The 24,485-nt window shown below is 54.8% G+C and carries 13 protein-coding genes; 6 read left to right on the forward strand and 7 right to left on the reverse strand.

The window, feature by feature from the left end; all coding sequences use genetic code 11:
• Positions 1–53 precede the first annotated feature (53 nt).
• Positions 54–1,529, reverse strand: coding sequence for a RagB/SusD family nutrient uptake outer membrane protein (locus tag ACYVHX_RS04035; protein WP_460670310.1), 1,476 nt, complete (start codon positions 1,527–1,529; stop codon positions 54–56).
• 38 nt (positions 1,530–1,567) lie between these two features.
• A complete protein-coding gene (locus ACYVHX_RS04040; protein ID WP_460670311.1) occupies positions 1,568–4,783 on the reverse strand; it encodes a SusC/RagA family TonB-linked outer membrane protein in 3,216 nt (1,071 codons plus the stop codon).
• A 374-nt stretch (positions 4,784–5,157) separates the two neighbouring features.
• Here ACYVHX_RS04040 and agaR point away from each other — a divergent pair, with 374 nt between their 5' ends.
• A complete protein-coding gene (agaR, locus tag ACYVHX_RS04045) occupies positions 5,158–5,937 on the forward strand; it encodes a transcriptional repressor AgaR (RefSeq protein ID WP_460670312.1) in 780 nt (259 codons plus the stop codon).
• A gap of 15 nt (positions 5,938–5,952) precedes the next feature.
• Here agaR and ACYVHX_RS04050 read toward each other — a convergent pair whose 3' ends face one another.
• The gene (locus ACYVHX_RS04050) at positions 5,953–8,430 is read right to left on the reverse strand and encodes a glycoside hydrolase family 20 zincin-like fold domain-containing protein (RefSeq protein WP_460670313.1); all 2,478 of its coding nucleotides are present in this window, start codon (positions 8,428–8,430) and stop codon (positions 5,953–5,955) included.
• A 533-nt stretch (positions 8,431–8,963) separates the two neighbouring features.
• Here ACYVHX_RS04050 and ACYVHX_RS04055 point away from each other — a divergent pair.
• The 3 genes from ACYVHX_RS04055 (at position 8,964) to ACYVHX_RS04065 (ending at position 14,419) form a co-directional block, all read left to right on the forward strand.
• Positions 8,964–12,221: a SusC/RagA family TonB-linked outer membrane protein gene (locus tag ACYVHX_RS04055; protein WP_460670314.1), complete on the forward strand. Its 3,258-nt coding sequence runs from the start codon at positions 8,964–8,966 to the stop codon at positions 12,219–12,221.
• A 42-nt stretch (positions 12,222–12,263) separates the two neighbouring features.
• Positions 12,264–13,709, forward strand: coding sequence for a SusD/RagB family nutrient-binding outer membrane lipoprotein (locus ACYVHX_RS04060; RefSeq protein WP_460670315.1), 1,446 nt, complete (start codon positions 12,264–12,266; stop codon positions 13,707–13,709).
• Between the two features lie 122 nt (positions 13,710–13,831).
• Positions 13,832–14,419: a dihydrofolate reductase family protein gene (locus tag ACYVHX_RS04065; RefSeq protein WP_460670316.1), complete on the forward strand. Its 588-nt coding sequence runs from the start codon at positions 13,832–13,834 to the stop codon at positions 14,417–14,419.
• Positions 14,420–14,552: 133 nt separating this feature from the next.
• On the opposite strand, the gene ACYVHX_RS04070 is transcribed toward ACYVHX_RS04065, so the two are convergent.
• The 4 genes from ACYVHX_RS04070 to ACYVHX_RS04085 are packed head-to-tail and all read right to left on the reverse strand — an operon-like array spanning position 14,553 to position 20,546.
• Complete coding sequence (locus ACYVHX_RS04070) at positions 14,553–15,308, reverse strand: LytR/AlgR family response regulator transcription factor (protein ID WP_460670317.1); 756 nt, start codon at positions 15,306–15,308, stop codon at positions 14,553–14,555.
• A complete protein-coding gene (locus ACYVHX_RS04075; RefSeq protein ID WP_460670318.1) occupies positions 15,305–17,323 on the reverse strand; it encodes a histidine kinase in 2,019 nt (672 codons plus the stop codon). Before ACYVHX_RS04075 ends, ACYVHX_RS04070 begins: the two co-directional genes overlap by 4 nt.
• A complete protein-coding gene (locus tag ACYVHX_RS04080) occupies positions 17,320–20,403 on the reverse strand; it encodes a histidine kinase (RefSeq protein WP_460670319.1) in 3,084 nt (1,027 codons plus the stop codon). Before ACYVHX_RS04080 ends, ACYVHX_RS04075 begins: the two co-directional genes overlap by 4 nt.
• Positions 20,400–20,546: a hypothetical protein gene (locus ACYVHX_RS04085; protein WP_460670320.1), complete on the reverse strand. Its 147-nt coding sequence runs from the start codon at positions 20,544–20,546 to the stop codon at positions 20,400–20,402. The genes ACYVHX_RS04080 and ACYVHX_RS04085 overlap by 4 nt, the downstream gene beginning before the upstream one ends.
• Positions 20,547–21,313: 767 nt before the next feature.
• Between ACYVHX_RS04085 and ACYVHX_RS04090 the strand changes: the two genes are divergently transcribed.
• Together ACYVHX_RS04090 and ACYVHX_RS04095 are read left to right on the forward strand one after the other, a co-directional pair.
• Positions 21,314–23,740 (forward strand): TonB-dependent receptor domain-containing protein, encoded by a 2,427-nt coding sequence (locus tag ACYVHX_RS04090; protein WP_460670321.1) that lies wholly within the window; start codon positions 21,314–21,316, stop codon positions 23,738–23,740.
• A 275-nt stretch (positions 23,741–24,015) separates the two neighbouring features.
• Positions 24,016–24,417, forward strand: coding sequence for an energy transducer TonB (locus tag ACYVHX_RS04095; RefSeq protein WP_460670322.1), 402 nt, complete (start codon positions 24,016–24,018; stop codon positions 24,415–24,417).
• Positions 24,418–24,485: the final 68 nt, after the last annotated feature.

Below are 24,485 nucleotides of genomic sequence, written 5' to 3' on the forward strand. Positions count from 1 at the left end.
CGAGTTTAGACGCGGTTTTTTAAAGAAAAAGCAATCGGCCCTTTTATCCACGGTCAGTATCCCTCATTTTGCACAATTGCCGGAGTGCTGGTGGAGACAACCAGCGCCGGAATCGGGTACAGGAGCTGGTACGGCTTGATCGGCGTCGAAATGCCGACGGTTTTGCTGCCCCCGGCGGTTACTTTTGAATTCATCACCGTGAGGGCCCGATCCGTGCGCAGCAGATCGAACCAGCGATGGCCTTCAAAGGGGGACTCCAGTCGTTCCTCATTGTAAACCGCCGTTTTGAATGTTTCGTATGTCAGACCGTTCAGGTTGCTGAGGTTTGCGCGCTTGCGGACCAGGTTGATTGCCGTGTAGGCATCGGCGTTGGGGCCCTTATTGACTTCATTCAGCGCTTCGGCATACATCAGCAGGATATCGGCATACCGGATCACGTACCAATCGGCGCCCGAATCGGCATAACCGCCCCCGGTTTCGCGCTCCACATACCCGCGAATGTATTTGGCGGCAACGAAAGTGGACCCGTTCTGATAGCCGTCAGCAATGTTGTTCCGGCGCGCATCGCCGGCTGAATAAGCGGCAGCGATATCGTCGGTCGGCTGGTTAAACCCGTAAGCCCCGCCGGAGGGTATGGTTATCCCTTCCGAACCGGTGGGTGCAAAGTGATTGGGGAGGTTCGAACCCAGAAAGTTGGCGGCACTTTTGTACTGCGCCTGCCAGATTGCTTCGGCATTGCCCTGCTGCCCGGCTTTGTACAGGTCGGCATACACCGGCAGCAGGCTGTAGGTGCCCGCCGTCACAACTTTTTTAAACTCCGCAACGGCTTCGGCGTATTTTTTCTGCGTCAGGTAAACCTGGCCCAACAGGCTTTGGGCGGCCCCCCGTGTTGCCCTTCCCACACCGGATTCGCCATACGAAACCGGCACCAGGCCCGCGGCCTCGACGAGGTCGGCCTGGATCTGGGCGTATACTTCGTTGACCGGCGAGCGGCCAACCTGGTAACTGGCATCAATATCCGCGACCGGTTCGGTCACCAGCGGAACACCGCCGAATAAGCGGATCAGGTTGAAATAACCCAGTGCCCGCAGCGTCAGGGCTTCGCCCCTGTACTGTTTTTTCAGGTTGTCCGCTACGGCCGCGCCATCGATTTTTGACAGGATGCTGTTGGTCCGGGCGATCAGGGTGTAACTGTTCTGCCAGAAGGCGGTGAGGTGCTCATTGTCGGTCGTTTCCCGAAACTCGTCGATGTTCCGTTTGGCGTCGTTCCCATCCCCGCCCGCGGTCAGCTCGGTGGTGTTATCGGACCGAAGGTCGACCAGCAGGGAATAGTATCCATTGCCCGAATACACCTGGGCAAAAGCGGAATAGGCCCCCACCAGCGCCTGGTTAAAATCCGACTCGGTTTTGAAAAAGTCCGTTTCGCCGATCTGAGAAATGGGTTTCGATGCCAGAAAATCTTCACAGGACGTTCCGGAAAGGGCCAGGATGACCAGGGCAACCGCGGTCGTTATCTTCTTTGAGGTCATACGAATCAATGTTAGGGGTTGATCGGAATTTTGGTGGATCAGAAACCGAGGTTGAGGCCAACTACAAAGGTTCTTGCCATCGGGTACGTACCATAGTCGATGCCGGGAGCGAGTGCCGACGAGATCCAGGGGTCCCCTTCGGTGGTGTTCACCTCCGGATTGTAGCCGGTGTAGTTGGTGAAGGTATACAGGTTCTGGATGTTTACGTACGCCCTGGCACTTCGGAAAAAGGTCCCGTTGAGCACCTTGCCAAACCGGTAGCCCAGGGTAATGTTTTTGACGCGCAGGAAGGAGGCATCCTCAACCAGCCAGGACGAGATCGTCCGGTTGTTCGCCGAGCTGCCCGGGCCGAATGTTTTGCCATCCCCCGGCTGTTCGGGCGACCGCCAGTAATTGTTGAAATCCGACCCGTTGTTTCGGTAGTTACTGCGTTTTACGAGGTTAATCACCTCTACATCCTGAACACCCTGCAGCAAAACCCCCAGGTCGAAATTTCCGTAGGTGAAGCTATTCGTCAGACCGTAGGTGAATTTGGGCAGGTTATTCCCGATGATGGTCTTGTCGAGGTCATTGATTACGCCATCGTTGTTGAGATCCCGGAACCGCGCATCGCCCACGTAGGTGTTCGGCAAATGGGCCGAACCGTCCAATTCGGCCTGCGTTTTATAGACCCCATCGAAGATGTAGCCGTAATAGCTTCCCAGGGGACTGCCGATCTGGGTGATGTGGGTCAGCGAGTTCTCCTGCGCCCGGTTGGCCACGATAATTGGCGTGCCACCGGCCCCCAGCGTTTCAACCCGGTTTCGGTTAAAAGAGATGTTGGCGTTGGTGGTCCAGGTGAAGTTCGTTGTCTTGAAATTCCGGGTTTCCAGGGCAATTTCGAGTCCCTTGTTGCGGAGACTTCCCAGGTTGCGCAATGCCGTTTCGTAGCCGGTGGAAAGCGGCACCGGCACATTGAGCAGCAGGTCGGAGGTCAACTTGTTGTAGTAATCGACATTCAGAAAAATCCGGTTTTGAAAAAGTCCGAGGTCCAGCCCCAGATCCACGGCTTTGGCCTTCTCCCAGCCCAGAATGGGATTCCCCAGCGACCCCTGGGCCAGTCCACTGGTAATCGCCCCGTCGCCGGAGCCGAAAATATAATTGCTGCCGTAAATCAATCCGACCGAAGCATAGTCGGGAATCTGGTTGTTGCCGACCAGGCCATAACTGGCCCGCACCTTCAACTCGCTCACGGCGGCTACATCAGCCATAAATTTTTCCTGGCTGATCCGCCAGCCGAGCGAAGCCGAGGGGAAGTTCCCCCATTTGTTATCCGACCCAAAACGGGACGAACCGTCGCGCCGGAACGTGGCCGTCAAAAAATACTTCTGGTCAAAATTGTACGTCACCCGGCTTAACAGGGAAAGCAGCGTCCACTGGGAACGGAGCGAGCTTCCCCCCGTCACGATACCGGCATTGAGCGTCGGCACCAGATCGTTCGGGAAGGCATTGGCGTTGACGGCGGTTGAGTTGAAGGTTGATTTCTGTTCGGTCAGCCCGGCCAGTACATTGAGGGTATGCCGTTCGGCAAACGTGTTGTCGTAGGTCAGGGTGTTCTCGTTGATCCAGCTCACATTGGTGGCCGAGTACGACCGACCGTACGACGGATTGACACTGATGAAGGAAGGTGAGAATTTATTATTATTGAACGTGTTGACGTCTGCATTGATACTGGTTTTGAACTGAAGATTTTTCAGTACATCCACGGTGGTGAACAGGCTGCCGACGGTGCTGAACTGGTTCATGGTGTTCTGAATGCCCTCCCCAAAAGCCAGTGCGTTGTTGTAAATGATGTTCTGGGTGGTGCCGTCGTCGTAATTCAGCGTATAGGATGTTGCGTAAGTGCCGTCGGCATTCCGGGCGGGATACAAACCCGGGGTCGACATGACGGTGGTGGCTACCGCGCCGTAGTCGGATATGCCTCCGGTCGTTGCGATGCGGTTATTCGTGTAGGAGGGTGAAATCCGGAAACCGACTTTGATCCGGTCCGATACGTTCGCATCCACGTTCAACCGGAACGCGTATTTTTTAAAACCGGAATTGATCACAATCCCTTCCTGATTCTGGTAGTTACCCGACAGGTAATACCGGGCGTTCTCCGTTCCGCCGGAAGCCGACAACTGGTAGTTTTGGATCGGAGCCTGCCGATACAGCAGATCCTGCCAGTCCGTAAACGGCAGGGACGCTGCGTTCTTGAATTCTTCCGGAATCTTGTAGGCCGGGCTGCTGCGCACCGAGTTGGGATCACTGGCTTTCCCGCCCGCGCGCACCCAGTCCGTATTTCGCAGGTCGATCTGCCGCTGCGCGTATTCCTGGTTAGTCATGATGCCTACCTTTTTGGCAATTTCCTGAAAACCGTAACTGACGTTGAGGCTGATCTGCGACTTGCCGGCGGCTCCCTGCTTGGTGGTGATCAGCACCACGCCGTTGGAACCGCGGGAGCCATAAATTGAGGTAGCCGCGGCATCTTTGAGTACATCAATCGACTGAATGTCACCGGGATTGATGCTGGCCAGCGGGTTCACCGGCGACTGATCCCCGATATCGCCCCCCTGGGCGGCCGCATTACTGATGGAGTTGTCGAGCGGAACGCCATCGACCACATACAGGGGCTGGTTGCCCGCCGTAATGGAACCGGTGCCCCGGATCTTTAGCGAAATGCCCCCACCCGGCGCGGTTGAGGTCTGCTGGACCTGCACACCCGCCATCTGGCCGGTCAGCGCTTCACTGAACGACACCACCGCCCGATCCTGCAATTGCCGGGCATTTACCGACGTCACCGAACCGGTCACATCCCGTTTTGACTGGGTTCCGTAGCCTACAATAACGACTTCGTTCAGCGTTCTATCGCCACTTTCGAGCTGGGGTGAAATAGCCGTCCGGTTTCTGACCGGTTCCTCCACATCACTATAGCCTATATACGTAAACAGAAGGCTACCGTTGCCGGGCACCTGAATGGTGTAGGAACCAGTCGCATCGGAAACCGCACCGGTCGTGCCGCCCTTAACCCGAATGGATACGCCGACCAGCGGCTGACTGGTCGCTTTTTCGGTAACCTGACCACTAACACTTATCAGATTCGCCCGACCAGCCGTCTGAGCCTGCCCGTTGAGACCAAGGGAAAGCAGAAATAGCGCGACGAAGAGCATCCCGACGGGCACCGGGCACCCATTTCGGAAACACGTATAACCTTCGGTAAACATTTTTTTTCTCATAAGTTAAAGAAGGTAAAAGGGCTAGTGATGATCTTATCGAAAGGTATCGAAACAAATATAAGGTTTTTATCCTTATTAAAATCTTTTTCGTAAGAAAAAACAATATTTCAATGAGAAAAGAAAGGTAATAGCAGCTTTTTGAAGTTTTTAATGAGTAGAAAGCCAGCGTGAACGGATAATTAATTCTTTTTTTGGTAAGTCCTACGGTTTAGTATCCAGAACAATACCGGTGATTTGCAGAACGAAACAAGAAAGCGGTTGCAGAAGCTAAACGTTTCAAAACGTGGCGATAAAGTAAATTTGACTATTTTTGAGATCGCTGCTTCAGGAAATGCTTTCTTATCTCTATTACGATCAACATCACGGGTATCCGCATGAAACTCAAAAAAAGTACGTCAACCGTTGAACGACGCACCCAGATCCTTGACATCCTGAATGCGGAAGGTCAGCTTAATGTGACGTCGCTGAGCACGCAATTGGAGGTTAGCGAAGTCACCATCCGCAACGACCTCAACTGGCTTGAGAAAAAAAATATGCTGATCCGGGCCCGGGGGGGCGCGATCAAGGCGGAGCGGGTGGGCGAAGAGATTTCACTGACGGAAAAAAACAAACTACATTACCAGGAGAAACTGCGGATCGGCAAAGCCGCAGCCGCCCTGATCGAGAACGGCGATACCATTATTCTGGATTCGGGAACAACAACCCTGGAGATTAACAACCACCTTTCGGACACCGTATCACTGACCGTTATTACCAACGCCCTGAACATCGCCAACCGGCTGGCCGAACACGAACACGTCAATGTGATTGTGCCGGGCGGTTTTCTGCGTAAAAATTCCTTGTCGCTCGTGGGAGCCACGGCCGAAGAAAGCTTCCGGAATTATTTCTGCGACAAACTGTTTCTGGCGGTCGACGGCTTCAGCAGCACGCACGGACTTTCCACGCCCAATGTGGAGGAAGCCCACCTGAACCGCATCATGATTGCCAATGCGCGGCAGGTCATCGTGGTGACCGATTCCAGTAAGTTTCACAAACGCAGTTTCGCCTTCATCGCGCCCATTACGGCGGTCCACATCGTCATTACCGATTCGGGAATCCCGGATTCGGACAAAAGAAGGCTGGAAACCGCCGGCATCAAGGTGATCATCGTGTAACCACTAAAAACCGGCTCACTGCTTGTACTGCTGCCAGTTCAGTTGTTTCTGTAGCAAGGGTAACTGGTGGCGCTGCGCATACTCGTTCCGTACCTTCTGCACATCGTTCCACCACTGTTCCAGGGGGTAATGCAACTCCCGGTAAATCAGGTAGCTAAGGTCGGTAGTACGCACCGGCTGGTGGTCCTTGATATCGTCGACCTGATGCAGAAACGTCCGGCCATTGGCTTTTTCAACCAGCGGATGCCATTCGTTTGACCAGACCTTCGTTACCCGTTCAAGCGTACTGTCGCGCTGGGTTTTCAACTGCCTGACCATGTCCAGGGCCGCATCCAGTTGCCGGATTGCCCCCGCCGGATTGGCCGCTGCCGCCGACGAAGCTGCCTGCAGCCGGTCCGCAACCCTATTCAACGCCACCAGCATTCGCAGATTCTGTCCGCAGAGGGCCGCCACCGATTCCAGCACTTCCAGGTTGTAAAGCTGCGTTTTTTTAGTGCGTGATTTATTGGCCCGCAGCAGCTGAAGCGCGTGTTCATACCGGGGAAGAAACGATTTGGCGGTTGCCAGCCGTTCGGCATTGACCGGGTACTTCTTGCTGGCGAGGGCCAGGGTACCCGGAGCGGGCACCGGCAACAGCGGCAACGTCTGGTCTCGTTCCGGTTTTGGTTGCCGGTAAAGACTGTCCGAGTTACCCTTGATTGGCGATCGCCAGGGGGAATCAATCCAGTCCCAGCTTTCGGTATGAAACTCCGCCTGTACGCTGAGAATCCGGTAAACCGTGTCCATATCCTGTTGGGATGGCCCGTAAAACGAAGTCATAAACCGGGCCGAGGCATCGGCAGGGCTCAGCTTTTTGCTGTTCCAGCCAGCCGCCGTGCCCGTGGCATAGCCCAGCCAGAATGTCTCGGGGTGCAGGCCCGCATCGGCCCAGCCGGCAATCACGACCCCCATGAAAGACGCCCGGTTTTCACCGAAGGCGGTATTGATTTCCTTCATCATATCCGCGACCCGCCCCGACGAACGATCACTACCGTCGGCCATCACGGCGGTTTTGGTATGCAGCGGGTAATAGTTCGGAAAAATAGGCTCCGCACCCTGCGTGGCCGTATACACAAATTGCCGGATTCCGTGCTTCTTGAAATCCGGGGCCATGTTGTTGTAAACGCCGTTGACCAGATGCGAGGGCAGCGACGGGATATCCTCCTTCGTCAACGGAAATTCGCCCCAGAACAGCACCGTACGGCCCTGCTCATGCAGCCGATCGGCCATTTTTTTGATGAACCACGCCAGTAATCGTCCGTTTCCGCCCAGGCTATCCGCCATCTGTTTTTCGGAGGGCGCTTTGCCGGTATAGTAAGCCTCATCCGTCGACAGGAGAATAAACTTACTGCCCTTGCTGGCGTTGATGAGCTCGGTGAACATCGCGTCGAGCAGTTTGAACGTAGCTGGATTGGTGACCGAGAACTGGTAGTTGATGTCTTCGACCAGCCGCAGCTGACGGTATTCCGGATGTTTCAGGATAAAGGATACGTGGGCCGGGGCGTCGAGAAAGGGCACCAGATCGACGTAATGGGCCTTCGCGTAATCGGTCAGCTCCTGGTATTCCTGGGCGGACAAGGCGTAGGGTTCGACAATGGCGGGGGCCGACCGGTAGTTGAAGTGGCCTTCCAGTTTGATGGCGAAAGCATTGATCTTATACGTGGATGCCTGCCGGATGATCCGCTTCAGGGCGCTCAGTTTCTCCAGGTGATGGGCATCGTCCCAGTAAATCATCCGAACTTCCACGTTGGGCCAGTCCGTAATTTCGCCTTCCGGAAGTTGCCGCTGAGGAGCCTGCGCCCGGAGCAACTGCAAGAAAGTCTGGGTGCCGTAATACAACCCCTGGGCCGCATTGGCCGTAATCGTGATCAGGTCCGGTTTTAAACTCAGCCGGTAAGCCTGGCGGGCCAGCGCGGCCCGGTTGGTATCAACGCTGGCGCCAATGGCGACGGCCCCCTCCTGAACCACCAGCCGAAGGGTCGGCCCCCCGGGCATACCCTCGGAGCCGGCCCGGTTATTTGTACCCGGTTTTTCGGCCTGCCGTTTCATTGAAACTACCTTGAGAGACAGACCGGCGGTTTTTAATTCCTGCTGCAAATCCAGCACAATCGGTCCCGGCACGGACGAGGGGTCGGAAACCACCGTCCAGTTTTTACCGATCGGGAACCGTTTCTCGCTCAGGTTCAGTTGCTGCGGCAGCGGCAGCAAACCCGAACCAGCCCCGCCGTTTTTAGCGGATAAAGGCGGAGAAACCGGGCCCTGCGCCTGGGTCCGGGACAGAATGAGCAGCCCGCAGCAAACCAGAAAAAAGAACCGCCCCGTCAAAATGACCCTCTGTAAAACCGGGCCGGCGGGGCTTGACGCTCCAAGGGTGATTCGGCGGCCAGGATGGCTTTGGCGAATTTTCTGAAAAAGTGCAGGTGTATTCAAGGCCGGAATTTTGAGGGTAGTCATTTCGTTTAGCTTCTCTAGTATAGTCAACCCGCCGGCATTTGGATCCGGGAAAGGGTACACTTTAACGCATCCCAGCGACCCAGCGGTTTTCCGTCCGCAGGCTGTCTTTAAAAAGCCAGGCATACGCAACGAAGTAAAAGGCATCTTTCCAAAGGGAATAGGCGCAAAGATGCAACAAAACGAATTGTTTTGAAAGTATTAGTCATCTTTCGAAAGCTATCGAATGGTACGGACAAAATCCAAACCCGGTTTTTTTAGCAACCCGGATACCTCTGCGGGCATTTGAGCATCGACCGGTTTGGTGGCCGGTTTTTTATATTTGACGGATTCGCCCCCGCTGGCTCCTGAACTGGCAGGCAGTCGGGGTTAGATGCCGTTTATGTTGCTGTTCCTTTCAGCCGGCCCCGATTAATTTCGATACCTTCCGAAAGTTTCCCGATTCTACCCATTAAGTTATAAGTCGAAAGACGATATATTTTCATTTTTTTCTGTATAATTACCAATTAAATTTTGCCATTCTATATTCCTAACCCATGCAAAAAACACTACGTAACTGCTTTCTGGTACTTATCGGACTAGCAATGTGGACCCTGGAGGTCCAGGCTCAGGGCCGGCAGGTCACCGGCACCGTAACCGACGAAACCAATGCCCCCGTTCCCGGTGCCAACATTATTGTGAAGGGCACCACCGTTGGGACCAATACGGCCGGTGACGGTCGCTTCTCCATCGCGGTTTCGGCCGGCAATCAAACCCTGGCCATCTCGTCCATCGGCTTCATCACCCAGGAAGTGGTCGTTACGCCGGCCATGACCAAAGTAAGTATTAAATTAGTGCCGGATGTCAAAAGTCTGAGCGAAGTGGTTGTTACCGCTTTGGGCGTTCAGCAAAGCACCCGCAATGTGGGGTATGCCGTCCAGCAGCTCGATGGAAAAGCCATCCAGGAGGCCCGGGAAGTCAATTTTATCAATTCGCTGCAGGGCAAACTGGCGGGGGTGCAGATTGGGGGCAACAGTGGTTCGATGGGCGGCTCATCCCGGGTCACCATCCGCGGCTTAAAGTCCATTTCCGGCAACAACAACGCTCTGTTTATCGTCGATGGCGTCCCCATGGCCAACATGAACCTGAACTCCTACGGAACCACCGGCGGGCAGGGCACGGGGGGCGGAGGCTACGATTACGGCAATCCGGCCCAGTTGATGAACCCGAACGACATCGAAAATATTTCGGTGCTGAAAGGGGCCGCAGCCACCGCCCTGTACGGCAGCCGCGGCCAGAACGGGGTCATTTACATTACAACCAAATCGGGGAAAGGCTCCGGCAAAATTTCGGTCAACTACGACCTCAACATGCAGACCGATCAGGTTTCGCTCCTACCCAACCTTCAGAACTCGTACGGCGGGGGTGGCAGTTCGGCGTTTACCAAATTATACGTCAACCAGAACCCCAGCGGTTTTTTGCCGGGCGGGGGCACCTACGACGATAACGACGGCAAAGGGAAATACGACCTGATTCCGGACTACGGTACGGACGAATCGTGGGGACCCAAACTGGATGGCACGCTGGTGCGGCATTACTGGTCGTGGGATCAGGACCGGAACAATCCCAACTTCGGAAAAACCGCCCCCTGGAGCGCCCATCCCGACAACGCGAAGGATTTTTTCAAAACCGGGTTTACCTTCTCAAATAACCTGTCGGTCGCCAGCAGCACCGATCAGGGCTCCATCCGGTTTTCGCTGGGCAACACCAGCCAGAACTTTATTTACCCCGGCAGCCACCTGAACCGGTTTTTTATCAGCCTGAATACCGTCTACAAATTCACCGACAAGTTCACGTTCAGCGGGGGCGTCAACTACATCAACGACCGCTCCAAAGGGCGGCCCGGTACCGGTTTTTTTGGCAACAACCCGATGCTGTTTTACGTCATGTACGGGCAGCGGCAGATCGACGACGCGTATCTGAAGGAGTATAAGTACGCGGACGGAACCGAGCAGTCCTGGAACCGGACCGCCTGGAACATCCAGAAACCGGCTTTCACGCAAAATCCGTACTGGAATCAATACGAAAGTTTCAATACCGACCAGAACAGCCGGTATTTCGGAAACGCCGGTCTGACCTACAAAATTACCGACTGGATCTCGGCCGACGTGCGCTTCTTTTCCGATTACCTGAATCACCTCGATGAAGTCCGGAGTGCGAAAGGATTTTTCGTCGGTTCGTACGCCAAGCGCGTAGCCATCAACCACGAAGCCAACTACCAGGCCACGCTGAACATCAACAAAACCTTCATGGATTCCAAGTTGAGTCTTGAGGGTGTCGTTGGCGGTAACGTCCTGAGCATCAAATCAAGTGTGGACGCCGGAACCACAAACGGGGGCCTTCAGAATCCGCTGGTGTACGTGTTGCAAAACTCCGTAACACCCGCCACGGTTTCAAATGCGTATGGCAACCGCCAGACCAACTCCCTGTTTGCTTCGGCCACACTGGGCTACAAGAAGTTTCTGTATCTGACGGCCACCGGCCGGAACGATTGGGCTTCGACGCTGCAACAGACCGGCAACTTCTCCTATTTTTATCCCTCCGTCGCCGGTTCGTTCGTCTTCTCGGATGTGCTGCCCAAGAGCAACTGGCTCACCCTCGGCAAAGCCCGTTTGTCGTATGCGCAGGTCGGAAATGATGCGGTTCCGTACAACGTTTCCCGGTATTATGATTACGTCGCGCCGTTCAGCACCTTTCCGCTGCAAAGCACGTCCGACAAGCTGTTCAACAGCAAGTTGAAACCGGAGCTTTCGTCGGAGGTCGAAGGCGGTTTTGATTTCAAATTCTTCAATGAGTTGCTGGGCGTCAATTTCACCTATTACGACCGTCGGACGAAAAACCAGATCTGGGATGTGCAGGTACCCGCCGAAAGCGGTTTTTCCACCAAGATTGTCAACGGCGGTACGGTGCAGAACAAAGGCATCGAAGTGTCCCTTTCGGTGGCCCCCATCAGCACCCGGAATTTCACCTGGCGGGCTGCGGTGAACTTCTCGAAGAACAAGAATACCGTACTGGACCTCAACACGGACAATATCCAGGGCATCGAGCGGTTTATCATCGGAACGGAACGGCGCACCAACAAAGTGTCGATGGTGGCGCAAAAAGGCATGTCGCTGGGCACCATGCTGGGCACCGACTTTGTGTACGATGCCAACGGCAACAAGACGGTCGGCGCCAACGGTACGTACAACGTGACACCCGCGCCCGTGATCATTGGCGACGCCAACCCGGATTTCATCGGCGGTTTTTCCAACACGTTTAACTTCCGGGCGCTTTATCTGTCGGCGCTTGTGGACTTCCAGAAAGGCGGTGATTTCTTTTCGTACACCAACCTGTACGGTTACAAATCCGGGATGCTGAAAGAAACCGCCGAAAACGGAATTCGTGAAAACGGCCTGATCAATCCGGGTGTGAAAGCCGACGGAACTCCGAATGATGTGGTGGTGACGGCCCGCACGCACTTCAACGCCGACGGTGGAAACCGCATCAGCAGCGCCAATTTATACGACGGCAGCTTCATTTACCTGCGGGAAGTCCGGCTGGGCTGGAACCTGCCGGATGCCTGGGCGCAGAAAATCAAAATGCAGGCGTTGCGGCTGACCCTGACGGGCCGCAACCTCTGGCTGATCAAAAGCAGTGCCCCGAATGTGGACCCCGCCAACATCACCAATTCCATCAGCAACCAGATTGGCTTTGAAGGGGGCGCTTTACCACCGGTGCGGAGCTACGGTGTCAATTTAAATCTGACTTTTTAAGGCGTACCCGGTTCGGGCGCACCAAATCATAACATTACCACTATGAAATTCAATACCCTATTTCTGCTGGTCCTCCTGTTCACGGCTGCCACCAGCTGCAAGGATTTTGAGACCCTCAATACCGATCCGGCCCGCTCCAGCGAAACCCAGCCGGAATTTCTGCTGGCAAACGCCCAGAAAAGAGCGTCGGACCTGATGTACGATACGTATTTTAACGGGCGGATCGGCATGGAACTTTCGCAGTACTGGATGGGCACCGATAAGACCTCCGACGGGCGGTTCTTGTTTACCAACGACGGTTTGTGGACCGGTTTGTATGCCGGCCCTCTGATGGATTTGCAGGAAATTCAGAATTACTACAACCGGCATCCGCAGGAAAGCAATCCGCACACGCTGGCGGTGGCCGAGATCCTGAAAGCCTGGATGTTTCATGTCCTGACCGATGTGTACGTTGATATCCCATATTCACAGGCGCTTCAGGGAGATAACATTCCGCAGCCGGCTTTCGACAAAGGCAAAGACGTCTACGCCGGCATTCTGGCTTCGTTGAAAAAGCAGGTCGATATTCTGCAAAACACGCCATCCGGCGCTATTCGGGGCGACATTATCGCCAACGGGGACGCGAAACAGTGGGTCCGGATCGGCAACGCCCTGCGCATCCGCATCGCCCTGAGAACCGCCGACGCCCAGCCCGCCGAAGCCAAAACCGTGATTGAAGAAGCGGCCAAGAACACGTTTACCAGCGTTGGCCAGGATGCCTTTTTCCCCTATAACCTGTCGGCAACAACCAGCCGGTTTCCGTATAATGATGTGGAAAGACCCCTGGTTGAGTTTGCCGTTACGTCCACGCTGGTCGAATACCTGAGGTCCGTCAACGATCCCCGCCTGCCCATCTTCGCGCGTCCTGACGAAACCAACGGCAAATACATTGGCAAAGTGTACGGCACCGAAGCCAATTCGCCAACCATGATCGGCTTATCAAAACCGGGGGTGGTTGCCTACAGCGGAACGGCCAAAGGCTACCTGATTACGTACGCCGAAGTTGCTTTTGCCAAAGCCGAAGCCGCAGCCCGGGGCATGAACGTAGGTACTGAAACCGCCGAAGACCTGTACAAAGCCGCCGTAACCGCTTCGATGGCCCAGTGGGGAATCGTGGACTCGAAAGCCGTTGCGACGTATCTGGAAGGCGTTCCGTACAAAGCCGGGAATTTTAAAAACGTGATTGGCACCCAGAAATGGCTGGCCCTCTACATGCAGGGATTGCAGGGCTGGATGGAACGGTTGCGGCTGGATATCAAGAAACCGAACGGCGAAGCTCTGTTCATTGCGCCGGCATCCGGCAGCCTGGACCCGGACGTAAAGGAGGTTCCCACACGCCTGAAATACCCCGCCAGCAGCCGGGCCAGCAATGCGACCAAAAGTGCGGCAGCCGTCGCCAATATTGGGGGCGATACGCAGGCCGTCAAGAACTGGTGGGACACTCTTTAAAAAGAGCGGATCGACAGAACCCGCTCCCTGCCGTACGTACCGGGCGCGGGTCTGTACTCTTCTTTCCGGTTTCTGTTTTAACCGACTGATTTTTAATTTATTTGCACCAAACCATCAACAGTATGAGAAAGTTGAAATTAGAGGTGCAAATTACGATCGACGGTTTTATCGCAGACCCGGCGGGAAAAACCGACTGGGCGGTTTGGAATTGGGCACCGGTCTGGAATTGGGATCAGGCCCTGCGGCAATACCATATCGAGCTGACGACTTCTTCGGATTGTATACTGCTCAGCCGGAAATTTGTCGAAGGCGACTTTCTGACTCATTGGCAGGCCATGGGCCAGGACCCTGACGACCCCCAATACCCGTTTGCAAAGGCGATCACAACCATGCAGAAGGTGGTAGTTTCCAGGACGCTTACGGAGTCAAAATGGGATACGGTTGCGGTAGTTAACGGCGATCTATCCCAGGAAGTGAACCGGCTCAAAAACCAGCCGGGGAAAGATCTGATCGTCTATGGCGGGGCGCAGTTTGTCGCTGCTCTCCTGAAAGCCTCGCTCATTGACGAATTACACTTATTTATCAACCCGGTTGCGATTGGACAGGGAATGCCCATTTTCAGCTACCTTGAAGGCTATTTGCCGTTGCGACTGGAAAAATCAACGGCTTTTGAGTGCGGAGTGGTGGTCAGCAAGTACGTTGTAAACTAGCCTCCTATTCAAATTCCTGCGGCTGCCACCAGGCTTCCTGACCACCAGAACTGCCCGTAAAAACGGTCGGGAAGGTGCTCAGGAAGCACTTCGGCCGTTCAAAAAAAGGTGTCTGTCTTCCAGTAAGGCAGTTTCACACCCAGCCAAAGCGTTCCATCAGCCGGTCTTTCTGCTGGCGGGCCACCGGTATGGTGACGCCATTGCTCATCAGCAGGTAGGTGCCCTCCCCTTTGACCAGTTTCTGAATGTGTTCCAGGTTGACAATATACTGCCGGTGTACCCGCACAAAATCGCCCGTTTCCAGCACTTCCTGCACATCCCCCAGGGTTTTGGCAATCACGTACTGGTCGCCATTGAGCAGATAAAACCGGGTGTAGTTACTGTCGGCTTCGCAATAGACGATCTGCTTTGTTTCCACAAAAACCATCCCGCTGGCGTGGGGTAACGCAATCCGTCCTTTGACGACGGTATTGGCCCCCGCTGCACCGGACGGATAGTATTGCCGCATCAGATCCAGTTGCTGGGGATTGATTCGGGCGGTGGTTTCGGCCCGGCGCACGGTGGCAATCAGGTCGACCGTGTCGATGGGTTTGAGCAGGTAATCCAGCGCACTGAACCGAAAGGCCCGCACGGCGTACTGGTCGTAGGCCGTGACGAACACGATGTGAAACGTAATCTCACCGACCTTTTCCAGCAGTTGAAACCCATTCATGAGGGGCATTTCAATATCCAGGAAAACCAGCGCCGGTCGGAGCGTCTGAATGGCTTTCAGCCCTTCAATGCTATCGGTAAACTGGCCGATCACGTCAACCTGCGGACAATGCCGGGCCAGTTGCAAAGCCAGTAACCGAACATTATCGGGCTCGTCGTCGATGATGAGTGCTTTCATACCGGTATTTGTAAAACGACTTCAGTTCCTACGGGTTGCCCATGACTGTCCATTAGATCATGAATAATCACCTGCGTATGACTGTGATACACCTGATTGATCAGTGAGATCCGCTCCGATGTCATTTTCAGTCCAAAGGATTTCCGGTGACTGGCCGATTTGCTTTTCAGTTCGGCCGCCCGCGCCCGCCCGACTCCATCGTCGGTAATGGTGAGCTGGAGCAGCGACTCCTCCAGTAGCGTTGCCTCGATCTGAACCGTACCGCCTTCGGATTTGTGCATCAGCCCGTGCCAGATGGCATTCTCCACGTAGGGCTGAATCAGGAGCGGAGGAATTTCCAGAAATTTCGTGTCAATATCCGGCGCTACGTCGATGCGGAAGGACAGTTTCTGCTTGAAGCGCATGGCCTCCATTTCCATGTAGAGCTGTAAGGTTTCCATCTCGTTTTGCAGCGTCACCCGTTCGGACTGGGAGTTTTCGAGAACCATTCGAATCAGACGGGAGAACTTGGTCAGGAATTCCGATGCTTTTTCGGATTCATTTTCAATGGCATACAACTTAATGGAATTGAGGCAGTTAAAAATAAAATGCGGGTTCATCTGCGAACGTAGTCCCGCCATTTCGGCCTCAGCGACCCGGCGGTCGAAATCGGAACGAAGCTGACTGACGCGCTGCTCTTCGAGCTGCCGTTCCAGGATGACCTCGTTGGTTTGCTGCACCAGTTGCTGTTCCAGCATGGCATTCTGCGTCGCTAACAGTTGCTGTTTCTCCTGAGAGAGCCGTTCTACCTCCGTCAGTTGGTGGTGCAAAGACCGGTGCGTCAGGGCCGACTCATAGCCCATGTACAGCGCTACGGCAATGGGAATGCTCAGGTGGGCGATACTAAAGGCATCGATAGGAAGCGAAGGCAGGAATCCCAGCAATTCCAGATAAAACAACGCCCAGCAGACCAGAAATCCCATACTTCCACCCAAAATAATCCAGGCTCCTTTTCGCTGTTGTTTAATTGATAGGATCGCGACCCGCATGATCGCCAGATTCATTACGTTCAGATAGAACATGGCAAAAATCATCCAGCCCCATCCGTATAGGAAGCTACCCGTGGCCATGCAGAAAATCCCTAAAAGGAACAGCGTTTTAAACCCCCAGCCTTTGGGCTGTTCCAGGAGCGAGTAGATAGCCCATAGAATCAGGACCGTATTGAATACGGCCAGATTGAACATAACCAGATGCAACGGGTATTGTACGTCAACCCGGGGTTGGGAACGGACGTAGAGTTCAAGTGCCCAGACGCACGTCTGGAGAAAGCCGTAAACCGAAATAGCCAAATTTACCAACCGTACCGGGTAAAACAGGTAAAAAGCCAGGTACAGGATCGCCAGAATAAATACAACGCCAATCCGAAAACTACTCCGTTCAAAATCGTTGGTCTGATGATACTGGTCAACGGATCGCTCCACCGTATTGAGGCTGGCCTTGAAGGCCCGGTTTTCGTAGAGGAAAATGGTGGTATACGTCAGATCGGGCTGTAGGGCGTACCGAACCGCCAGCACGTGATGGGGGGCTGGACTGATGGGGAACGAAAGCGGTTTTCCAGCGGGATTAAAGGCTTTTACGGTATGGGGGTCACTCGTCAGTTGGCCCAGCCGGTGGATGAGCTTTCCGTCCAGATAAATTTCGGAAGCGCCTATCTGCCAGAGTCGTAAAGCCAGCTGATGCGAAATGGAATCACTCAGCGAAAAGTGCAGGCGAAACCAGCCAAGATTAGCTTTGCGAACCTGCGGTAGTTCCATGATATCGTTCGTGGGGTCGATTGGCGGCCAGTGGCGGTCGTCGAAGTCCGGTTTTGCCCAGTGCGGATTATCCCCTTCCTGCCACTTCCAGTCTTGGTTCAGCAAAACGCCCTGGGCAGGCAGCGTGCTGATGTTGAACACCGAGTCGGTCTGCGCACAAGCCGGTGGACTTGGCATCCACCACAGGCAGATAAGCAGGATCAAATAACGAAAGCTCTTCATACCGGAATATCTAAAATTACCCGCGTGCCGCAGGGATCGCCAAAACTGTCCACCAGATCCACTACCTGCGTCTGGGTATGAATGTTATAGAGCTGATTGATCATCCTGATCCGGTCGGCCGTCACCTGCATCCCGAATGATTTATGCTTGCCCGCCGATTTGCTTTTTAGTTCGGCCGCCCGCCGGCGGCCAATGCCGTCGTCGGTAATTTCGATGTGCAGCAGGGTATCCTGAGGCTGACGGACGTCAATACGCACCGTACCGCCTTCGGGTTTGTGCATCAGCCCGTGCCAGATGGCATTCTCCACGTAGGGCTGCAGCAGCAAAGGCGGAATGCAGATAAACCGCTGGTCGATCTCGGACGAAACCTGGATGCGGAACTGAAGTTTGTGCTTAAAGCGCATGGCTTCCAGTTCGATGTAGAGTTGCAGGGCTTCCAGCTCGTTTTGCAGCGACACCAGTTCGGAACGCGAGTTTTCCAGCACCAGCCGAATCAGACGGGAGAACTTGGTCAGGTAATCGGAGGCTTTGTCGGCTTCGTTGTCGAGGGTGTAGAGTTTGATCGAGTTGAGGCAGTTGAAGATGAAGTGCGGATTCATCTGCGACCGCAGGGCCACCATTTCGGTTTCGCTGAGTTTAAGCTGATAAGCCGCCACTTCCTCGTTGTATTCAGCCTCTTTCTGTTGCCGCAGGGCTTCCTCAAGCCGGAGTTCGGCTTTTACCATTTTGTAGGACACCCGGCTCCGGTAGATAAACGTCAGCAGGGCAGCGCTGAGGAGTAACACGAGCAGTCGGAACCACCCCGTCTCGTAGTAAATCGGCGCAATGGTAAACGGTATTCGCAGCTCACTACCGGATGGCCCCTCCAGCCGGGCGTGAAACACGTAGGCCTTGGGATCGAGGTTGGTGTAGAAAGCCTTATGCGTGTGTCCGGCTTCGATCCAGTTTTTTTCGAGTCCTTCCAGGTAATAAGCGTAGCGATTATCCGTAGGCTTGCGGTAATTCAGGGCCGAAAAATCAAAGCTCACGGCGGTTTCGTCGGGTCCCAGTTCAACCGGTTTCGTCCAGTCGGCGGTTTGAGACTGGTTGTTGATTCGCACCTCGGTCAGGCGCAGGCGGTTGATCAGGGCTGAACGGGCGAGGGCGGTCATGTCCAGCGTATTCCAGCCGCCCATATTCCCAACCAGCAGTTCATTTCGATTGGTCAGGCATAAGCCCATCATGGTGTTGTTCGACAGCAGTCCATCATTGACGGTAAACCGCCGGAAGGTGTTTTTGCGCTCATCGAACAGGTGGAGCCCGTCGTAGGTGCCAATCCAGACCCGGTTTTGGGCATCGACCAGCACCCGGCGGCATTCGGGATCATACAGACCGGTTTTGGGCGTCCAGGTACGCAGAATAGTGCCGTCTTTATTCAGCTTGATCAAACCCGGCCAGCCAACGGCCCACAGATTACCGTCGGGCGCTTCGGCCATGTCGAGCATACCCGGGCCGGTTTTTGTCCAGCGAAACGTACGGGCCGGTTCATCGAATCGAAAAATGCCGCGCGAGGTTGTCAGCCAGACCTGCCCCCGGCTGTCTTCCAGCACGTCAATGACCCAGTTTCCTTCGGCAAAGAGATCCGCGTGGGCCTGGGGCGTCCATAAACTGAATTCCCGGTTCGTTTTGGGATCGATGACGTGGACACTTTCGTAATGGTTGATGATCCAGAAACGGCCTTTCCGGTCGAGCATCCCGAGGGAATAAAAGGGAGCCGAAAAAAAGGTGTGGTGCAGGGTGAAAGGCGTGGGCAAATACCGTCCGGTTTTCGGGTTGAACCGAAAGATGCCCTCAAACTGGTTATCGGACGGATCGGGATGGCCCGACGGCCCGTGTTTCCACTGGTTGCAGCCCACCCAGATCGTATGGTCCTTATCCTGAACCAACCAGTTAGCCTCCAGATTGTCGCTGTTGGCCGGAAACCGGTAGAACGTCGTCTGGTTGGTGGCGCGGTTCCAGCGGTAGAGTCCCAGGTAGGCCGCGGCCAGCCAGACCGTCTGCCCCGTCGGGTCCGATTTATCAATCAGGATGGCATTAACCGCCTGCGCCTTGGCCGGAATGAGGTTGGTTTTGATAAACTGGTTGTGCGGATCGTATTTCAACAGTCCCTCCGAGGTGCAGACCCACAAAATGCCGGTGCGGGGACTCCGCATAATCTCGTGAACAGCGTACGGCTGCGGAATCAGGGCGTCGTAAAAGGCAAACTGCCCGGTTTCGGGCCTGAAAACTCCCAGACCCTTATCCGTACCAACCCACAACATACGGGCTCCGGTTTCGTCCGTTCCGTCGCATACCGTTAGCAGTACGACATTCGGGCAGGGGTAGTGTTTCGTCTGGCCGGTGCGGGTATCATACCGCAGTAATCCCTGTTTGTCAGACGGTATCCAGATTTGATCATTTTTGTCGATAAACCCCCTCCGGAATACCATGTGCGCCGGTCCAGACTGGGGCCGGGGGCAGTCCTCGCCAAGCTGGCAAACGAGCTGATCCGCTTTGCGATCAAACCGGAACAGACCGACTTCCATGCCCAGCACCCAGACGGTACGCTGGCTGTCTTCGACGAAGCTGCCCTTGTGGTAGACCCAGGTGGTTTTGGTCATGGGATACCGGCGCAATTTGCCGGTGGCCGGATCGTAGCGGTTGATGCTGACCCGGTCCGAAAACCAGACGTTGCCGAACGAATCGACGAAGGTGCTGTAGGCTCCCCCATCGGCCTGGCCCGCCAGCGACTGACTGGTCAGCGAACGGGAATTGACCCGCACCAGCTCCTGATTATCGGTGGAACAGTACACCGTCCCGTCCCGGGCAACCGACAGGCCGTGGGTCATTACGTTATAAACGGACTGAAACGTATACCCATCGTAGCGGGCAAGGCTTTTCCGCGTCCCGAACCACATAAAACCGCTGCTGTCTTCGGCGGCACTATGCACCGACCGGCTGGGCATCCCCTCCCGGTCGCTGATGTGTTCGAACGACACGTTGGGTAGCTGAGCCGCAACCGTACCAGCCAGCCATACCAGCATCAACGCCAGGCGCATCATTGGTTGGAACAGGGCCTGAAGCCGTTCGTACTATAAGCCGTTTTCTGGGCGCTCGTCAGGCTGGATGGCTGATCAATCGCTACATCACGCACCCATTTATTGGGCGATTCAGCGGTGATGTTGGCAACAATTTTCTTATTCATGGTACGAATCAGTAGAGTTTGCGAAATAGAGTTGATGCTCTATCAATGAACCACCTAAACACGAATTCCCGGCATCACCCGCGTGCCGCCGGGATCGCCAAAACCGCCCACCAGATTCACCACCTGCGCCTGGGTGCTGTCCAACGGATTGATCAAATGAAGTCCGTTTGCTCATCGTCTTTTGGCTGAAGGGTCTAAAGCGTTGCCGACAGACGGTTTTCAAAGGCAACGGATCACCCGAAAGATCTTTATAGAACGTCGCATACGATCCAGGATCAAGGTGGGCACCGGGCCATTGACCACGCAGCACCAATCCCTTCTCCGGCCCGAAATCGACCGATTCGTTGAGCGCCAGAGCCAGGAGAATGAGCAGCCGCATTGGGTAATGAATGAGAGACAAGATACTGATAAACAGATGAATTATCCGTACATCATTGAGTGAAGCGTCCATTCTTTTGAGGGAGAGGTCGTTTTTTCGCGTGAGTTAAGCAGGCGACCGCTTGCAGGCTCCACGCAGAATTTCGACAGTTCACGCAAAATTCCATACTGCTCACGCTGCCTGGTTTTCAATCTGCTCTTCGGGCTGCTACGTTTGAGGTACCTAAATCGCAGCGAAAAACACGCTGGTGCGATTAGCCATCTGATTTCCTGTTACCCTCCCCCTGATTTTTAGCGACTAATGAACTGGGGATTTCCTGGCGTAAGAGTCGGAAGCAAACACAACGCAACTTCAGCAGCCTGCGCTGTTGGGATAAACGGTCCATGCGATGAAATTAATTGGTCTCCTGTTGGCTCTCTCCGTGCCTTCCCTGCTGGCACAGGCTCAGCCGGTTCTTACCGGCTCTGTCCGCGATGAGGGCGGTAAACCGCTGCCTTTTGTGGGCGTGGCCCTGCTCAACGCCCGCGATTCGAGCGTGGCTAAAGGCACCGCCAGCGACCAGCAGGGAACCTATGCCTTTGAGAACGTCCGACCGGGGCAGTACGTCGTGCGCGCCACGGCCGTTGGGTATCAGAAAGTGCATTCGACAGTGCTGGACGTAACGACACGCCCAACCGACGTACCGACTTTGACCTTACTGGAAAGCACGGGTAAATTGGCGGAGGTACAGGTGACGGCGAAAAAACCGTTTGTCGAGCAACAACTCGACCGCATGGTGGTCAACGTAGCGAACAGCATTGTCGGGAGCGGTAGTACGGCGCTGGAAGTGCTCGAAAAATCGCCGGGCGTTACGGTCGATTACCAGAACGAACGGCTGCAGCTACGGGGAAAAGAAGGCGTTATTGTGCAGATCGACGGGAAGCAAAGCTACCTCTCGGCGCAGGATGTGATTGCGCTGCTGCGCAGCATGTCGAGCGACAACATTGAGACAATTGAGCTGATTACCAATCCCTCGGCTAAATACGACGCGGCTGGCAACTCCGGCATCATCAACATCCGGCTTAAAAAGAACAGCAACCTCGGCACCAACGGTACGGTTTCCGTAGCCGGTGGGTCAGGCCGATTCGACCGGGAGCGGGGCAGTCTGCAACTGAATCATCGGACCAACAAGCTGAATCTATTTGGTACTTACAGCCTCAACCGGGGCGGTAATTACTGGGACTTTCAACTCGACCGAGTCCAGCCCGATCCCAGCCCAGCGGACGCCAATCGACGGAACGTCGTGAGTCAGTACACGTATCTGACCTTTCGGGATGTGGGTCAGAACGCCAAAGCGGGCCTGGATTTTTCGCCAACGAAGAACACAACCATTGGTGTGGTCTGGACAGGCTTTTGGAGCGACCACCGCGAAAAGGGCCCGGCGGGGGCTAACTTCCGACGAACCGAAACGGGGCCGGTCTATTTACAAACCCAGACCCAGAAAACCTATAATACGTCCAGCCAGAACCAGCTTGGAAACCTGAACCTGCAACACACGTTTGGGCAGACGGACGGTCAATTAAACGCCGACTTTGACCTGGGACATTTTACCCGTCAATACACGAACAGCCTGCTGACGCAGACCCTGATTGCCCTTGGCGATGCCGTTCCACCAGTTGATGGGTTGCTCATTACCCAGCCAACCACCATCGACATCCGAACAGTCAAAGTAGACTATAGCCGTCCGCTATCAAAGGACTGGAAACTGGAAACCGGCTTGAAAAGGGCCTCGGTAAAAACGGATAACGACCTGAAACTGAGCAGCGGTCCGACGGGGGCGCTGGAACCCAATCCGGCTTTATCGAATCATTTTCAGTACACGGAAAAGGTCAGTGCCGCGTATGCCAGCCTGTCCGGAAAATGGGGAAAAACCAATCTGCAACTAGGCCTCCGGGCGGAACATACGCACTCGACAGGAAACTCCCTGACGCTGAACCAGGTCGTTACGCGCGATTATCTGAAATGGTTTCCCAGTCTGTTTGTGTCGCTACCTTTATCGGCGAATCAGACCCTCACGTTCTCCTACAGCCACCGCATCGACCGGCCGAACTACCAGAATTTGAACCCGGCGCGGGGCTACGTTGATCCGTATGCGTATAGTCAGGGCAATGCGTACCTGAGGCCACAGTTCACCCACGCCCTGGAAGCCAAATTGGGTTTGAAAGGCGGATTGTTCGTCGCCCTGGGTGCTAACTACACCACCGACCTGATGTTCTTTACCATCCATGCGCTGGAAGGCAACAAAAGTTACGTAACAACGGAAAACCTCGGCGGGATGCAGGGCTATCTAGCGACCCTGAGCTGGCCACTGACCATCGTAAAAGGCTGGCAACTGCAAACGAACGTACTGGGCTACTACAATCGCTTTCAGTACGATTACGAAGGAACCGTATTGCAGGTGCAGAACGTAGCCGGCCGCCTGAACGGCAACAATGCGTTTACGCTGGGCAAGGGCTGGACCGCTGAACTCAACGGCTGGGTCAGTACGCCCTCCGTCAATGGCATCTGGCGCTCGCCCTGGCTGGGAGCGCTGGATGCGGGCCTTCAGAAAGCCATTTCGCCGGTATTCAAGTGCAAGTTCAGCCTGCAGGATATTTTCCACACCAACTTTTTCCGGCCGAGTGTCGAAACCGCAACAACGACGCAGGTGGGTTTTATGAAGTTCGACACCCGCGTGGCGCTGCTGAATCTGACGTATTCGTTCGGGAACCAAAAACTGAAAGGCGAACGACAACGACGTTCAGCCTCGGAAGACGAAAGCCGCCGGGCGAATTAAGGTATGAAGAACTGCCCGCCCGCAATGCCCTCAACCACCGGTTTGGTCATCGGAAGCCGGGTACGCCGGGGATTTGGTCGTAACGGAAGTGGTTCCGTCCAACCGACAACCCGGCCCAATCTTTACTAAAACGCTAATTACCAGTACGAGTATGACGGTTCTATTTTTCACATTGGCTCACAACGTTCATGGCACAGCATCAAGAAATAAGATACGGGTCAGCTCATCAGTACGGACTGGCGCTATCCGTTTGTACCCTATTCGCCGGATTGATGATGGCTTATAGTCACCGCGCAGGAGCCCAAATGGCCCGTCAGGCCCCGCCCGCCAGCGCACAATCGCCGTCAAACGACCCGGTTTTCACAGTCGTGGAACAAAGCCCGGAATTTCCGGGCGGATTTGCCCGATTAGACGAGTACCTCCGCCGGAATCTACGCTACCCGGAAGCCGCGCGCAATGCAAAAGTAGAAGGGCGAGCGTTCGTCAGCTTTATCGTAACGAAGGAAGGCGCCATCAAGGATGTGCAGCTCCTGAAAGGCCTGGGCTACGGCACGAATGAAGAGGCTATACGACTGGTACAAACCATGCCGAACTGGACACCCGGCAAGCAGTCCGGGCAGCCGGTTCATGTAAAATACAACCTTGTTGTCCGCTTTGATTTGGGCAGTCTGAGGTAGAGCCTTACCGCGCACCGCCCCATTGAATAGTGTTTACCGAACCCCGTACTCATTCCTTATCACCCCAA

Source organism: Larkinella ripae (genome assembly GCF_054780775.1).